The sequence below is a fragment of the Acinetobacter sp. LF10 genome (assembly GCF_048585715.1).
In the GTDB taxonomy this organism is placed as follows: Bacteria; Pseudomonadota; Gammaproteobacteria; order Pseudomonadales; family Moraxellaceae; genus Acinetobacter.
In genome coordinates this window covers 1,622,107-1,637,402 of sequence record NZ_CP184160.1, presented here as the reverse complement: position 1 = coordinate 1,637,402, position 15,296 = coordinate 1,622,107, and the positions used below count along the sequence as shown (strand labels likewise).

The following is a 15,296-nucleotide window of genomic DNA, read 5'->3' as shown; positions in this document are numbered from 1 at the left end:
AATGTATGCTGATCATTTTAACATCACTATACAAAACTGTGGTTAATGTAAAAGAATCCAAGATTAAAAGCTTTTACATGATTCAATACCTTCTTCGAAAAACAGCATGTTCTTCTTACTGCTCGCCTTATGCGGTGTCTTAATCGGCAGTTGTTTCCTTCTATCCCGACTGTATAATATTTCCCTTCTTGGTCCGGCTTAAAAATTTTGATGAAACTTTCCCAATGATCACTCGATATACAATCATAAGTAATGCCCAGTTCTTCTAAACGGTTTTTTAGCCTTTGTGCTGTATGAGCATCTCTTCCTCCCCATACAAAAGCCACTATTTCTCCGCTACTTCTATCATAGACGTACTGTAGCCAATGCTTATCTTTCTTGTTGCCTACAAATGTCCAAAATTCATCAACTTCCAAGCATTTATAATGAGTTCTTTGAGGAATTATTTCATGATTTGATTGTGTAAGCGTTTTAAGTATCTTGCCAATACTAAACCTCGTAATCTTTGCAATATCCCGAATGCCACAACATCGCACAAGCATAAGCAAAATCAATTTGACCGCTTTTGAATGACAGCCTAAATACGTCAAATTATGGTCACCCACAAACTGCCTATTACATTCTTTACAACGATAGTTTTGCTTACCATCGTATTTAATGCCATTCTTCTTTATACTTGTACTCTGGCATCGAGGACAATGAAGTTCTATTTCGATTTTCACACATTTAAATATAGCTGAATTGTTCCTCCTTGCCTCCTTTTCTTATGAGCATACTTTTTAGATGATCCTAGACAGTATCGTGGACAACCGATCCCTCTAAATTCTTGAAATATTTCTGTTCAAAGGCTTCTGGACTTAACCAGCCATTTGCAGAATGCCTTCTGATTCGATTGTAGTAAACTTCAATATACTCAAACAAGATAGCATTTGCCTCTTTTCTCGTAGAAAATACACTGCCATGTACTACATGCCCCTTCAGGGTATGGAAGAAGCTTTCGGTCACTGCATTGTCCCAACAGTTTCCTCGTCTAGACATGCTTTGAATACAGTTATTCGTCAATAATAGCGCCCTAAAATCACGACTACAGTACTGACTACCTTGATCCGAATGCACCATGACACCCGTTGGATAACCCTGACGAGCCATTGCATAATTAAACGCATCACACACCAATTGGCGGTCTATTCGATGGCTGGTTTGCCAACCCACAATACGACGGCTGAATAGATCTAGCATCACACATAAATACAGCCAGCCTTCTTTAGTTCGGATATAGGTAATATCCGTTGTCCAAACTTTATTAGGCTGAGTAACTGTAAATTGGCGATCCAACAAATTTGATGCTGTAGACAAACGATGGTTTGAATCAGTCGTATGCTTGTATTTACGTGCAATCCTACTACGTAAACCAAGCTTTTTTAGCATCCTTCCAACGGTACGTTCGCTCATGCGATAACCTAAATCACGCATGTCATGTACCAATGACGGTGCACCCAAGCGCGCATGATGCTGCCAATATACAACTTTTAAATCATTGTATTTCTGCGCTGTATTGGTCTGGCGTTTTCGCCAGGCATAATAGCCTGAAGTGCTGACATCTAGGCATTTACAGACAGAAGACACAGTGACTTCATTCACATCCATATCTTGAATTACCGTGTACTTTTCTTGGCATGATCTGTCAGAAAGTACACATGCGCTTTTTTTAAGATGTCATTGGCTTCCTTGAGCTGTTTGACTTCTTTTTCTAATTCCAATATCCGCTGTTGTTCAGGAGAAAGTTGACGTTTGCTTGAACCTACTGGATTGGCTTCACGAATCCATTTATCTAAGGTTGAATAACCCACACCTAATTTATGGGCGATTGCAGCTATAGGCTCGTGGGAGTTTGAAAGTGCATGATCAATTGCTTGCTGTTTAAATTCCGGACTAAAACGTTTAGCCATTTCTTGGATCTCCAAAGATTGAAGTTACGTTATCTTTAGAGGGACATGCTGTCCATTATTTTGGCTAGGATCAATCTTCTGGTAGACCTAGAGATTGATCATAAATCCATCCACACACAATACATTGATATTTTTTCATGTTTAGAGCACCTCCATTGTTTGAGCTTGAAAATATTAATTATATTTTTGCAAAACGGCCTCTTTCGCTGGCTCATAGACATTAATCTTATCAATATCTCCTTGGTAATAATTAATCACCTGCTTATCCATAATACTAAACCAATATGAGGGTATAAACACTTGTAAAAATAAGCTTGTATATCCTGCTGGCAATTGCGGTACATTTTCATAATGACGTAATGCTTGATAACTACGTGTTGGATAAGCATGGTGATCTGAATGACGCTGTAATTGATACAACAAAATATTGCTGAATAAGCTGTTATTATTCCAACTATGGACAGGCATGGTTCTTTCATAACGACCATTTTCTAGCTTTTGTCGTTTTAACCCATAATGCTCCATATAGTTAACTGCTTCAAATAGCGTAATCCCATAAAGTGATTGCGTGATTTGGGTCGGAATAATATTTTTGCCAAACGCTTTGAGCATTAACCCATGATAAGCGGCAGACATTGCCCAGCCTTGTAGCAGCTCATTGTGGATTGACCAAAAAGATAAGCTCTTTCTCTCTAACCGTCTGGTTTCAATTTCAATTGCCGATTTAAAACTACCACTGACTGTTCTCGGCCAAAACTTCCAAAAAGACTCACCAAATTGTGATGAAGCTGGATCTTCTGGCGTTGCGACACGCAAATGATGCCCATAAGGATGTTCGATGCGAAAGTGATTGTAACCTGTGGGTGCTAAACACAAATGCGATAAGTAGTGTTGTAACTTTCCAGATTTATGACTTAACTCATGTGCCGTATTAATCGCCACACCATTCACTAAACCCAGTGTTGTCCCAATGAGAATACGATCAGAAAGTGGTGTCGAATCTCGGCTCGCAATATAGTTGCCATAAATGTTTGCAATATATTGTAATAGGATATAAAGATTCACAATTTTTGCATAATAAGGATCTGCTTCTAATTCAGCTATTGCATCCTCAGGAGGATTCTCGGAGTCTTCACCTAGAAATCTATCAATAAGTGGAATCAGACCATGTAGTGCGATTGGCCCTGCGGCTGCAAAAAATTTCTTGGTACGCTTCGGCCCGAATTGGTAACCTAACATCGCAGCATTTGCAATATTCGGAATAACGAGACCTAACATCCACAACTTTCTTTTTTTATCTTTAAACTTTGGAACATTCGTTTCAATCTGATGCATAGCATTCATATAGCAACCTCACAAATTTATCTTTGGTTGGCACTATGATTCAATATTCTTGAGAAGGTGAATTTCCAATTTAAGACAAATACTATTCTTAAAAAGACAAAATATTTCTTTTGGAATAAAACTTAAGTGATATATCACATTTAAGGCTGATACTTGGCTTCAAATCATGGTCAATTAAATCGGATACCTTAAAAATATATTAAAATCTCAATGGTAAATTACTATTATGATTAAATACTTAACCAGTATTACCTATAAAATTAAATAACATTATAAAACAATATCTTAAATTTAATTAAACCAAAATATAAACGAGTTTTATGATGATCGATAGAAATGGTCTTTCGGTTAATTGACCAGCAATTTACATCTATTTACAATCAGCGGAAAATCAGAAGCCAAATGATATGCGAAATGTTAATACTTCTTAATTAGCTATACGCAATGCTCATTCTGCCAATGAAAAAATACACTTATTTGGGGTTCTACAATTAATGAAACGCATCTTATCTGCTGTTTGTATTTTAAGTTTATCTGCGCCTGCTTTTGCAGATGAAAATTTATTTGGTTATGTTCGTGGTGCAGAGACACTCCCTCAAGGTGGTCAAGAAGTCTATCAATGGGTAACAAATCGTAGCGATAAAGGCGCAGGTCATTATTCAGCTTTTGATTATAAAACAGAGTATGAACGCGGTATTACAGATAAGTTTAATGCTTCTGCTGCGGTTAAATTAATGTCTCTTGATACATCAAATATTGTGATCAATGGCTATTTGCCTGGCGATAAGAAATTTGATCTTAAATTATCTGGCTTTGAGGTTGGCGCAAAATATAATTTTCTTAGCCCTGCATCAAATGATATTGGTTTATCAAGCCAGTTTGAACTTAGCTATGGATTAGTTGACTCGCACTCTGGACAAGAAAAACAAACAATTTCTTTTGAGAATATGTTAATCGCCCAAAAGTACTTTATGGATGCAAGTCTGATCTGGGTCGGTAATTTAGGTTTTGAAGGTACTTATGCAAAACGTAAGAATATCGATAACTTACCAGAAGGCTTCGATTGGCCAACAACACCAGAAATGGAATTAGAAATTAAATTAGGAACAGGTTTAAGTTATCGCTTTGCGCCCAATTGGTACACAAGCCTAGAAACACAATACGAAACTGAATTTGAGACTGAGATTGGTCAAGAACGTTGGTCAGTATTTCTTGGCCCATCAGTTCATTACGGTTCTAAAGATTACTGGTTAACTGCAACTTGGTTCCCTCAATTGGCAGGTGGTAGAGAAAAATTCGATCAACAAGATGACAAAGATTTACATCTGATCGAAAAGACAAAGAACGAGTTCCGCTTAAAGTTTGGCTATAACTTCTAACTTAGGATACGTAGATGAAATGGATGCCATATGCTAGCGCATTATTATGCGTAGCGCCTATTACATGCCAAGCTGCAAGTTATCTGACGATTGATCAAGCTAAGACGTTGATGTTTCCACATGCAATGTTGAAAAAGATAGATCTCCGCTTAACAGCAGATCAAATCAAAAGTTTGAAAAAATCTTCTGGTATTTACTATCCATTTCAAGCAGACCAAGTTTATAAAAGTAGCGATGATGGTTGGCTGATCATAGATAAAGTATTAGGTAAACATGAAATGATTACCTATGCGGTTGCCTTAACAGCAAAAGGTGCAGTGAAGCAAGTCGAAATCCTAGAATACAATGAATCATATGGTGCTCAAGTGCGTGATGCGACTTGGCGCCAACAGTTTGTTGGCAAAACAATGAGTTCACCTGTTGCTCTAAATCAAGATATTAAAAATATCAGTGGTGCCACACTATCGTCAAAACACATTACAGATGGTGTGAAGCGGATTTTACAGCTACATGATTTGGTCTTGAAGTCATTAAAATAGTAAGGGCTCGCCCATTATTAGGCACAATTGTTGAGATAAAACTAAATGATGTTTTATCTCAACAGCAAGCACATCAAGCCATTGATGCGGCTTATACTTGTATAGAAAAAGTTCAAAATCTAATGAGCTTCCATGATGATCAAAGTGAACTCAGTTTACTTAATCGTCAAGCTCACCGAATGCCTATACAAGTACACCCTTGGACTTATGCTGTTCTCACAAGAGCTCAACGTATTTACACTGCTTCACAAGGTCTATTTGATTGCACCATTGCAAATCTATTAATGGAATGGCAATTACTTCCTCAACATTCATTTCATCTCGAAAATTTAGATGTCTCCCAAGCTCAGTTAGAACTACAATCTAACCATTATGTGTATTATAAAAATCCTATTGCTATTGATTTAGGTGGCATCGCAAAAGGGTTCGCTGTTGATATAGCGATCCAGTGTTTAAGACAATACGGCATACGCTCAGCAGTCATTAATGCTGGAGGCGATTTACGTGTTCTTGGTACAATGCCTGAACATATCATGCTTCGTGACCCTAAAAACCCCCAACAATTACAAAATATTGGTGAACTCTCTCAAGGTTCAATTGCAAGTTCTTCAATCTATTACTCACAACAACAATATCAGTCGAATGAGGTCAGCGCCTTAGTTGATCCAATCACTCGCCAACCCATATTAACGCCACATAGTTTTAGTGTTATTGCTCCGCTCGCATGGGTTGCAGATGCTTTAACCAAAGTCATTGCAATTAGTGCCAATCCGAATCACCCATGTTTAGAGCATTTCTCTGCAACTGCTTTTATTCTGCAATAAAGGATATTTCATCGTGAATATTTCCATTCGCTTATCAAAACCACACCGTTGGGGACTTTATGTCGTTTGGGCAATTCTCAGTATTACTGGTCTTTATTTTGCCTATATACAAGATTGGCAAATGCAGGAGCCCACTGAATGGACTATAAATATACTCAAATTGCATGGTATCTCTGCTGCATTTATGCTGTTATTTGTCGGATCTCTATTATCTTTGCATGTCCGACTTTCATTAAACAGAAAAAGAAATATGATAAGTGGATTAATGACCCTCTCTTGTATGTTTATCTTAATCTTCTCAGGAATAGGATTATATTACAGCCCAGAAGATTGGCATGAGAATATGATTTGGGTACACATTTGGCTTGGTATTATCTGTTTTCTACTACTCCCAGCTCATATCTTTATTGGTTATTTTCTAAGAAAGAAAATGCCTAAGAAAAAAAATAAGCACCATCATTTATAATATTTTTCGTGAAATAAACTTTTACACTACTTCGAATATAGTCAGTTATGTGAATAATATTTTATTTGCATAATTGATTTTAGATTTGGGCAAAATTAACATATACGCAACCCATAAATGATAATAAAATTAATTCTCATTTATACTTATAGACACATCATGCTCATTCTCGTTGATATCGTCGACATCCTTGAAATTCAACCAAAAACACTGATAAAAGTATTTCATTTAATAGGCTTAGCTTTGGGGCTTGGTGGTGCTATTTTATTAGATTTGCTTGCAATACGATTCTTGGTAAAACAAAAGATTAGCCAAGAATTTTATGAAATATTTAAACATAGTAGTCAAGTCATATTTTGGGGGCTATGTTTATTGTGGTTATCAGGAATCGCTTATCTTCTCTATTATTATATTGCTGACTACCATAGCCTTTCAAATCAAAAAGTTTGGGCAAAACTATTTATTGTTGTTGTTGTTGTTGTTGTTGTTAGTATTAATGGATGGTGGATACACCACCGCATTCTCCCTCTAATAAAAAATAATATTAATCAATACTTATTCAAATCCCTGAGCTTAAATCAACGTAGACTTCTATTATCTAGTTCAGTTATTTCGATTTTATCATGGGGAATTCCATTATTATTAGGGGCATGCAAAGAACTAAATTTCTGTATAAGCGCTCTTACGATTCTATTCATATATTTTAGCTTACTCATTTTTGGACTTGTTATTGCTTGCTCTATACCACGATATATTCATAGTTTCAAATAATATCCTATTATATAAAAACAAGGCACATCATAACCTTATGTGCCTTATATTATTTACACAAATACAATAACAATCAAAAAAACGATTAGTTTTTAGCCCACAAATGATGTACAAACATACCTAATAGCATCGCACCAATAAAATACCAAGCTTGTGAATAACCCAATCCAATCAATGTAATTGCTGGTGCTGGACAGATTCCTGCAATCCCCCAACCGACTCCAAAAAGGCTCGAACCAACAATTAACTTTTTATCAATGTGGGTATTCATGGGTAATGATATTTCTTCTCCAAAGATCGTTTTCGGATTTCGAATCGCTTTTTGGAATGGAATAACTGCCACAATGATTGCAACCATCATCACGAACATTAAACTGATATCCCATAGCCCAAAAATATCTAAGAAACCCAAAACTTTCTCAGGATTAGACATCCCTGAAATCAACAAGCCTAATGCAAATAAGCTACCAAATACAAAAGCAAGTGCATTCTTCATAGCACAGCTCCAAAGATATGACGAATAACATATACAGTTATTATTCCAGCTAACATGAATGTAACTGTAGCAATCATGGAGCGTATAGATAGGCGACTGATCCCGCAAATCCCATGCCCACTTGTACAACCTGAACCCAAACGAGTACCAAAACCAACCAATAAACCAGCAATAATCAATCCAATTGGAGATGATTTAATAACAATCTCTGGTGCTACAAAGATCTGATAGATAAATGGCGTGATCAGTAGCCCCAATAAGAACCACATAGCTGAGCTTCGAACCAATAGCTTGGGTTGTAATAATTGAGAAAGTAACCCACTAATACCTGTAATGCGACCATTCACATATAAATAGCCAACGACTGCAAGCCCTAAAATTCCACCACCGATTAAAGCAGAAAAAATGCTAGACATAATTGATCCGCAAAAAACATTATATATTTTTATATTATATTATTTAGTATATTAATTAAAGCGCTTTATTGTTACAGAATTTCTATTCAAATTCAGCCAATGCTCACTCAACAAATCAAATAGGAAAATCATTTACAATATAATTTAGCTTGCGTAATTTTCTGCTTTTTTAATTTCAGAAAAATGCTAATTTTTCACCATTTGAAGATTTAAAACTGAAATCTGCATTGAAATATGCCTCGATAAACTAGAGTAACAAATCATCTTTTATTTTGCTTTTCTCAGACCATTCGAATTCTAGAGTTAATTTGTCGCATTAAAATATACAATAGCCTGTTTTTCTTGGGTTTTAGGACATGTTGATTTATTTGTAATGATACAAATTTCACCCCTCAGCGATGGTTCAAATAAAAAATGATTTTTCGCAATGCCACAGTTGAAGACTGGCTTGCTTGAACGCATTGCGGAATGCTTCTACAGCAAGATTAGGAGGATAATCTTCTTCTTGCATACTCATTTTCGTGATTGTAAAAGCTGTCATTTAAGACTCCTCCGCATGGTTCATTCTTATACTTGAGCTAAGATAAATGACAAATTTATCTATTTTAGACTCTCATGGACATTAGCGTACTAAATCTTCGATACCAATCAATTTAGGAAGCTTATCAATCAGTTTATTTAATTCTATATTTGCTGGTGAAATACAACCAGTATAGTGACTTAATTTCGTTGTTGTTCCATCTGGTCGAATCCAAACAAAATATGCACTCGGTTGATCAGTTGCCGTTTGCTGACAGCCAGTTGTTTTAACGTTTGCACCTGTTTCTGGACGATAAGTTTTCAACTCCTGTTGTAATTTTTTATATACCGAAGGGTCTATTGTTAAAGTCTGAGTACCCGTCACTTTAGTATATTGCTTACCATTGAAATTCACTGTTCCAGAAGGTGAGATTTCTACCGAATAAATTGGACAAGCACCAAAACAAGGACTTGATGAATAACGTATCGTTTCCTGTACAGTGTTTGAAGTTTCTGATGGTGTAGATGTACATCCAAGAAAAGAAAAAGTAAAAAAGCTTAAAAGTAATAATTTTTTCATTTGTTAACCCATTATAAATTATGTTTTTTTAATCTAACAAATCATCATTTTATTGTCATTCAGAATGATGTAAAAGTATAAAATAAAATTTACTTAGGCTATTTGAATCTAAAAATTAAAGCCGAATTTGTGATTGAAGAATTAACTGTGCAAGTTCTAAATCATCAGGATAAGTAATTTTAATATTGTCTGAACGACCTTGTACTACATGTACAGGAAAATCAGCGTATTCTAATGCACTTGCTTCATCAGTAATTGTCATGTGATCTATCAATGCTTTTTCAAGAGCATTTTTTAGTATTTTTAATTTTGCGATCTGTGGTGTTTGAGCTTGCCACAACAACGCGCGACTTACAGTTTTTTCAATCTGATGTTCAACACACACTTGTTTTAAAGTATCACGTACTGGAATGGCCAAAATTGCACTTTGATTATATTGCATTGCAGAATTAACCAATTGCTCTAAATTAGCGGGCGTAACACAAGGACGAGCTGCATCATGCACTAATACCCAATCGTTTGCATCCGCAATATCAGATAAGTAAATTAATGCGTTGAGCACAGAATTTACTCGTTCGACTCCACCTAAACAAAAATGTAATTTCTCTTTATGATCAAAAGAAAGTGTTCTAGCAAAATTATCATTCTCACCGATTGCAAGTACACAACCAGCTAAATCCAGTGTATTTAATCGATTAACGGTATGTTCAAGCACAGTACGATTTTGAATATATTGATATTGTTTTAATTCAGTTTTCGAAAAACGACTGCCAGAACCTGCGGCTGGAACAACAGCCCACAGCTTAGTCTGGGTTTTCATTTGTTGCTGCATCTATTTTTGCATTTGGATCAATATAAATCGGTTTATAATGGGTACTGATTGTGCTCATCTGCACAAAAGTTTCATTAGGTTTAACCAAACCTAAATCCAAACGTGCATGTTCTTCAATCGCTTCCGTTCCATTTTTCAAGTCGAAAACTTCGGCTGCTAAAATACGATTGCGCTCTTTAAGCTCCGTATTTACTTCTGCTTGTTGTTTAATCTGTTGAGTCAAGGCTTGATGAGGAAAATACCCTCCCTCACCTAGCCAAAATTGATACTGTAAACTTGTCACCAAAGCGATGACAAGCACTAGAATCAATTTACTCGAGGTCGATCGAAACATTTCTATCATGAAGAACTCCTACATCCTTCTTAAAGGAAGATTATCTGTAAATTCTATAGGATTATGAATTTGCAGAGTTTCTCTCTTTTGTAAAGAACGATGATCAGAAGTATTCAACATAGATTATTTGACCTTATTTTAGACCTTTGAATTCAGCTTTACCGCGGTAAGCTGCGTTCGTTAATTCTTCAATACGAAGTAATTGGTTATATTTCGCTACACGGTCAGAACGGCATAGTGAACCCGTCTTGATTTGACCTGCCGCTGTACCTACTGCCAAGTCAGCAATTGTAGAATCTTCAGTTTCACCAGAACGGTGTGAAATTACAGTGCTATAGCCATTCGCTTTAGCAAGGTAAATTGCATCTAAAGTTTCAGTCAATGTACCGATCTGGTTATATTTGATGAGAATAGAGTTACCTACTTTCTCATTGATACCACGTTGTAAAATCTTAGGATTAGTTACGAATAAATCGTCGCCAACCAATTGGATTTTGTCACCAAGGATTGAGGTTAAGTAGCTCCAACCTTCCCAGTCAGATTCATCTAGACCGTCTTCAATCGAAATGATTGGGTATTGGTTTACAAGACCAGCTAAATAATCAGAGAATTGATTGCTTGTGAATGCTTTATTGCCTTCACCTGCAAGGATGTACTGACCATTTTTGTAAAATTCTGAAGATGCACAGTCAAGTGCTAACATAATGTCAGAACCCGCTTTGTAACCAGTTTGACCAATCGCTTCAAGAATAACAGTGATTGCTTCTTCGTTTGAACGTAAGTTTGGTGCAAAACCACCTTCATCACCTACAGCAGTATTTAAACCCTTTTTGTTTAAAACTGATTTTAGAGAATGGAAGATTTCAGCACCCGCACGTAATGCTTCAGCGAATGAACCAAAGCCTACAGGCTCAATCATAAACTCTTGAATATCAACATTGTTATCTGCGTGCGAACCACCATTGATGATGTTCATCATTGGTACAGGCATAGTCAAAATCGTTTGACCACGTAGGTCTGCGATGTATTGGAAAAGAGGAATTTTCTTTTCATCAGCAGCAGCACGTGCAGCAGCTAACGATACTGCTAAAGTTGCATTTGCACCCAATTTTTCTTTGTTTTCAGTACCATCAAGTTCGATCATCGTGTTATCGATGTCTTTTTGTTCAAATACTGATTTGCCGACTAAAGCATCACGGATAATCGTATTTACGTTATTAACTGCTGTACGAACACCTTTACCTAAGTAACGTGCTTTATCACCATCACGAAGTTCTAAGGCTTCACGAGAACCAGTCGAAGCACCAGATGGCGCACATGCACGACCAACAACGCCAGATTCTAAAATTACATCTGCTTCGATGGTTGGGTTACCACGAGAGTCCAAAATTTCACGTGCACGGATGTCAACGATTTGGCTCATGAACAATTCCTCTGTTGAATGAAAATAAGATGTAAACAATTACATCAGTGGGTATCTAACTTTTTGAATCCTTTAACTAAAGTATCCAATTCTTTTAATTGCGCCAAGAATGGCTCAAGCTGAGATAAACGCAAAGCACACGGTCCATCACATTTTGCGATTTCAGGTTCTGGATGTGCTTCCAAGAACAGACCCGCTAAACCTGTTGCCATACCTGCACGCGCTAAAGTCGTGATTTGAGCACGGCGACCACCAGCAGAGTCAGCACGTCCACCAGGCGTTTGTAGTGCATGCGTTACATCAAAGAATACGGGTACGTTCATTTCCTTCATGATGTCGAAGCCAAGCATATCCACAACTAAGTTATTATAGCCAAATGCTGAACCACGTTCACAAAGAATGAGTTTATCGTTTCCAGCTTCCAAACACTTATGCAAAATATGGCGCATTTCGTGTGGTGCTAAGAATTGTGCTTTTTTGATATTGATAATGGCTTGTGTTTTTGCCATTGCTTCAACAAGATCAGTCTGGCGACTTAAGAAAGCTGGGAGTTGGATAATGTCCGCAACTTCAGCAACAGGCGCTGCTTGGTAAGGTTCATGAACGTCCGTAATAATGGGTACATTAAAATGTTTTTTAATGTCCGCAAGCCATTCAATCCCTTTTTCCAAACCCGGTCCACGATAAGAGTTTAGGCTTGAACGGTTTGCTTTATCAAAGCTCGCCTTAAATACATAAGGGATATCTAAGCGTTTGCAAATATCAACATAAGTTTCAGCAATTTCAAATGCTAAATCTTTTGACTCTAATACGTTCATTCCGCCAAATAATACAAATGGCAAATGATTTGCCATTTGTATATCGCCTAAACGTACAACTTCTTGTGGTTTTAATTGTGACATTCAAACTTTCCCAGTTTATTTAAAACTTAGTACTTACTTTTGATGCTGTTTTTTTGCAGCTTCAATGAAACCAGCAAATAATGGATGACCATCACGTGGCGAGCTTGTAAATTCTGGGTGGAATTGTACAGCAATAAACCAAGGATGTTCAGGAATTTCTACAGTTTCAACTAAATGTTGTACTGATGAATAACCTGAAATTTTCATGCCCGCTTGTTCAAGTGTAGGAATGAAACGATCATTCATTTCATAGCGATGACGGTGACGCTCTGTAATTTCAGCTTTACCATAGACTGCACGCGTTTTTGTGCCTTCAACCAATTCAGACTTTTGTGCGCCCAAACGCATCGTACCGCCAAGATCTGACTCAAGACTGCGTTGCTGTAATTCACCACGTTCATCTAACCATTCAGTGATTAAACCAATGAGTGGATACTTAGTTGAGCGATTGAATTCAGTTGAACTCGCTTCAGGCATACCTGCAACATTGCGTGCATACTCAATCACAGCTAACTGCATACCTAAACAAATACCAAGGAATGGAATCTTGTTTTCACGTGCGTATTGAATGGCTTTCATTTTGCCTTCAGTACCACGCTCACCGAAACCACCTGGTACTAAAATCGCATCAGCAGTGCTCAAAATACTCATATCTTGCTGTTCAAGGTCTTCAGCATTGACATAGTCAATCTGAACTTTAACGCGATTTTGAATACCTGCATGTAAAAGTGCTTCATTTACAGATTTATAAGCATCTGGTAATTCAACATATTTACCGACCATCGCAACACGAACTGTGTATTCAGGGTTCAATAATGCTTCTACCACATTATCCCAATCTTCAAGATTTGCTTCTGGAAGATCGTTGTAACCAAAACGCTCACAGATCAAATCGTCAACATTTTGTTCGTAGAATGTACGTGGAATTTGATAAATTGTTTTTGCATCTTTACAGACGACAACGGCACGCGCTTCAACATTGGTGAACAATGCAATTTTACGTTTAGTATCAACGTCAACATCATATTCAGTACGGCAGATTAAGATATCTGGCTGGATACCGATAGAAAGAAGTTCTTTAACTGAATGTTGAGTTGGCTTAGTTTTAAGTTCAGCAGCAGATTTGATATATGGCAATAATGTCAAGTGCATCAACATGGTACGTTTATGACCAAGCTCTACCATCAACTGACGTACTGATTCCATAAAAGGAAGTGATTCGATATCACCAACTGTACCACCAATCTCAACGATCGCAACGTCGTAACCTTCACCTGCGCGAAGTACACGTTCTTTAATATTATCTGTAATATGTGGAATAACTTGAACCGTGCCACCTAAGTAATCACCACGACGTTCTTTATTCAAAACGTCCTGATAGACACGACCACTGGTAAAGTTATTCAGTTTGGTCATTTTCGCACGACGTAAGAAACGTTCGTAATATCCCAAATCTAAGTCAGTTTCAGCACCATCCTCTGTGACGAAAACTTCACCGTGCTGAAATGGGCTCATGGTACCTGGATCGACATTAATGTATGGATCCATTTTTACCATAGTGACTTTCAAGCCACGAGCTTCCAAAAGTGCAGCAACAGAAGCAGCAGAAATACCTTTACCTAGTGATGAAACCACACCACCAGTGACAAAAATAAAATGGGTCATTGAGTTTCTCGTACAATCGAGCCGAAATCGGCCTACAATGTTGGGCAATTTTACTGTACTCTGCCCCTATAAAGCAAAGTCAAACCGCATCAATTCAAAGAACTATAAACAACTGACTATTCTATCAGCATTTTCGATAAAAATTTATGGGATTTGTGGATATTTCATCCATAAATTACGTTTAATGTTTAAAAACAACTTTGGATCAGAAATAAATTCACTCGAAGATTTTGACCATATCGCAATTTCAACAGATACGCTGATGCAAGCATTTATAAAATATCAACAAACTCAATAAATCCTAGGGATTTTTTCATTTAATTTTACTGGTATAATCACTGGCATCTTTCATTCAATATGTAGCTTTAACAATGGCGAATAAAAAACTTTTAATTTGTGCTGCGCTTGCAACTGGTCTATTACTGACTGCTTGTGTCAAAAAAGAAGAGCCAAAAAATGAAGAACAATCAGAACAAACTTCTGAAGAACAAACGACTCAAGCAGCATCTCAACCACAACAAAACCAAGAATTTCAGCCTTTGGAAAGCGTAGATAAACCAGCAACGCCAGCTCCAGTGATTGAGATGAGTAGAGAAGAAACACCAAATACAACTACAGAAATTCGTCGTGAAACTCGCCCAGCTCAAACAGCAGAAGAGACAACAACGGCACAAGCTGAACAACCAAAACCTGCGCAAACTGAACAGAAACCAGCGAAAGTTGAACAATCTAAAGCAGTCAAACCAGCTCCAGCACAAACTGAAGACGATGCAGTTGCGGCAGCGATTGCAGCAGCAACACCTGCATTAAATAATTAATTTATTTAATTCTCAAAAAGCCATGAGTCGTTATAGAGC

The 15,296-nt window shown here is 37.1% G+C and carries 18 protein-coding genes and 1 pseudogene; 6 read left to right on the top strand and 13 right to left on the bottom strand.

Annotated elements, in window-relative coordinates; genetic code table 11:
• Window positions 1-26: 26 nt before the first annotated feature.
• The 4 genes from ACN19N_RS07950 to ACN19N_RS07935 all read right to left on the bottom strand — a co-directional run bounded on the left by ACN19N_RS07950 (window position 27) and on the right by ACN19N_RS07935 (window position 3,293).
• Window positions 27-722 (bottom strand): IS1 family transposase, encoded by a 696-nt coding sequence (locus ACN19N_RS07950; RefSeq protein WP_269228301.1) that lies wholly within the window; start codon window positions 720-722, stop codon window positions 27-29.
• A gap of 67 nt (window positions 723-789) precedes the next feature.
• A protein-coding gene (locus ACN19N_RS07945; protein WP_420001054.1) for an IS3 family transposase occupies window positions 790-1,949 on the bottom strand; the annotation gives its coding sequence in 2 pieces (ribosomal slippage) (window positions 790-1,715 and window positions 1,715-1,949; 1,161 coding nt in all).
• 70 nt (window positions 1,950-2,019) lie between these two features.
• Window positions 2,020-2,088 carry a rubredoxin gene (locus ACN19N_RS07940; protein WP_420002368.1) on the bottom strand — a complete coding sequence of 23 codons (69 nt, stop codon included), beginning with the start codon at window positions 2,086-2,088 and terminating at the stop codon, window positions 2,020-2,022.
• A gap of 35 nt (window positions 2,089-2,123) precedes the next feature.
• Window positions 2,124-3,293 (bottom strand): alkane 1-monooxygenase, encoded by a 1,170-nt coding sequence (locus ACN19N_RS07935; RefSeq protein ID WP_420001053.1) that lies wholly within the window; start codon window positions 3,291-3,293, stop codon window positions 2,124-2,126.
• A gap of 494 nt (window positions 3,294-3,787) precedes the next feature.
• Here ACN19N_RS07935 and ACN19N_RS07930 point away from each other — a divergent pair, with 494 nt between their 5' ends.
• The 5 genes from ACN19N_RS07930 to ACN19N_RS07910 all read left to right on the top strand — a co-directional run bounded on the left by ACN19N_RS07930 (window position 3,788) and on the right by ACN19N_RS07910 (window position 7,272).
• Window positions 3,788-4,672 (top strand): DUF6662 family protein, encoded by an 885-nt coding sequence (locus tag ACN19N_RS07930; protein ID WP_420001052.1) that lies wholly within the window; start codon window positions 3,788-3,790, stop codon window positions 4,670-4,672.
• Window positions 4,673-4,686: 14 nt separating this feature from the next.
• Window positions 4,687-5,211 carry an FMN-binding protein gene (locus ACN19N_RS07925; protein ID WP_420001051.1) on the top strand — a complete coding sequence of 175 codons (525 nt, stop codon included), beginning with the start codon at window positions 4,687-4,689 and terminating at the stop codon, window positions 5,209-5,211.
• Complete coding sequence (locus ACN19N_RS07920; protein WP_420002367.1) at window positions 5,202-6,035, top strand: FAD:protein FMN transferase; 834 nt, start codon at window positions 5,202-5,204, stop codon at window positions 6,033-6,035. The genes ACN19N_RS07925 and ACN19N_RS07920 overlap by 10 nt, the downstream gene beginning before the upstream one ends.
• Window positions 6,036-6,048: 13 nt before the next feature.
• Window positions 6,049-6,501 carry a hypothetical protein gene (locus tag ACN19N_RS07915; RefSeq protein WP_420001050.1) on the top strand — a complete coding sequence of 151 codons (453 nt, stop codon included), beginning with the start codon at window positions 6,049-6,051 and terminating at the stop codon, window positions 6,499-6,501.
• A gap of 159 nt (window positions 6,502-6,660) precedes the next feature.
• Window positions 6,661-7,272 (top strand): hypothetical protein, encoded by a 612-nt coding sequence (locus ACN19N_RS07910; protein WP_420001049.1) that lies wholly within the window; start codon window positions 6,661-6,663, stop codon window positions 7,270-7,272.
• A gap of 85 nt (window positions 7,273-7,357) precedes the next feature.
• On the opposite strand, the gene ACN19N_RS07905 is transcribed toward ACN19N_RS07910, so the two are convergent.
• From ACN19N_RS07905 to ACN19N_RS07865, 9 genes and pseudogenes are all read right to left on the bottom strand, one after another.
• A complete protein-coding gene (locus ACN19N_RS07905; RefSeq protein ID WP_420001048.1) occupies window positions 7,358-7,768 on the bottom strand; it encodes a DUF6691 family protein in 411 nt (136 codons plus the stop codon).
• Window positions 7,765-8,184, bottom strand: a complete 420-nt coding sequence (locus ACN19N_RS07900) for a YeeE/YedE family protein (RefSeq protein WP_420002338.1) — start codon at window positions 8,182-8,184, stop codon at window positions 7,765-7,767. The genes ACN19N_RS07905 and ACN19N_RS07900 overlap by 4 nt, the downstream gene beginning before the upstream one ends.
• Before the next feature lie 303 nt (window positions 8,185-8,487).
• Window positions 8,488-8,725 (bottom strand): annotated as a pseudogene (locus ACN19N_RS07895) (hypothetical protein).
• Window positions 8,726-8,806: 81 nt separating this feature from the next.
• On the bottom strand, window positions 8,807-9,283 hold the full coding sequence (locus ACN19N_RS07890) for a DUF6438 domain-containing protein (protein ID WP_420002337.1): 477 nt from the start codon (window positions 9,281-9,283) through the stop codon (window positions 8,807-8,809).
• 115 nt (window positions 9,284-9,398) lie between these two features.
• Window positions 9,399-10,103: a 2-C-methyl-D-erythritol 4-phosphate cytidylyltransferase gene (gene ispD / locus ACN19N_RS07885; RefSeq protein WP_420002336.1), complete on the bottom strand. Its 705-nt coding sequence runs from the start codon at window positions 10,101-10,103 to the stop codon at window positions 9,399-9,401.
• Entirely contained in the window at window positions 10,087-10,458 is a 372-nt protein-coding gene (gene ftsB / locus ACN19N_RS07880) for a cell division protein FtsB (protein ID WP_004662248.1), read from the bottom strand. The genes ispD and ftsB overlap by 17 nt, the downstream gene beginning before the upstream one ends.
• A gap of 124 nt (window positions 10,459-10,582) precedes the next feature.
• Complete coding sequence (eno, locus tag ACN19N_RS07875; protein ID WP_269228049.1) at window positions 10,583-11,872, bottom strand: phosphopyruvate hydratase; 1,290 nt, start codon at window positions 11,870-11,872, stop codon at window positions 10,583-10,585.
• A gap of 44 nt (window positions 11,873-11,916) precedes the next feature.
• A complete protein-coding gene (gene kdsA / locus ACN19N_RS07870; RefSeq protein ID WP_004653722.1) occupies window positions 11,917-12,774 on the bottom strand; it encodes a 3-deoxy-8-phosphooctulonate synthase in 858 nt (285 codons plus the stop codon).
• A gap of 33 nt (window positions 12,775-12,807) precedes the next feature.
• A complete protein-coding gene (locus ACN19N_RS07865; RefSeq protein WP_005216362.1) occupies window positions 12,808-14,439 on the bottom strand; it encodes a CTP synthase in 1,632 nt (543 codons plus the stop codon).
• Between the two features lie 371 nt (window positions 14,440-14,810).
• On the opposite strand from ACN19N_RS07865, the gene ACN19N_RS07860 reads away from it, so the two are divergent.
• The gene (locus ACN19N_RS07860) at window positions 14,811-15,257 is read left to right on the top strand and encodes an internalin (RefSeq protein ID WP_269239594.1); all 447 of its coding nucleotides are present in this window, start codon (window positions 14,811-14,813) and stop codon (window positions 15,255-15,257) included.
• The last annotated feature ends 39 nt before the right edge of the window (window positions 15,258-15,296 follow it).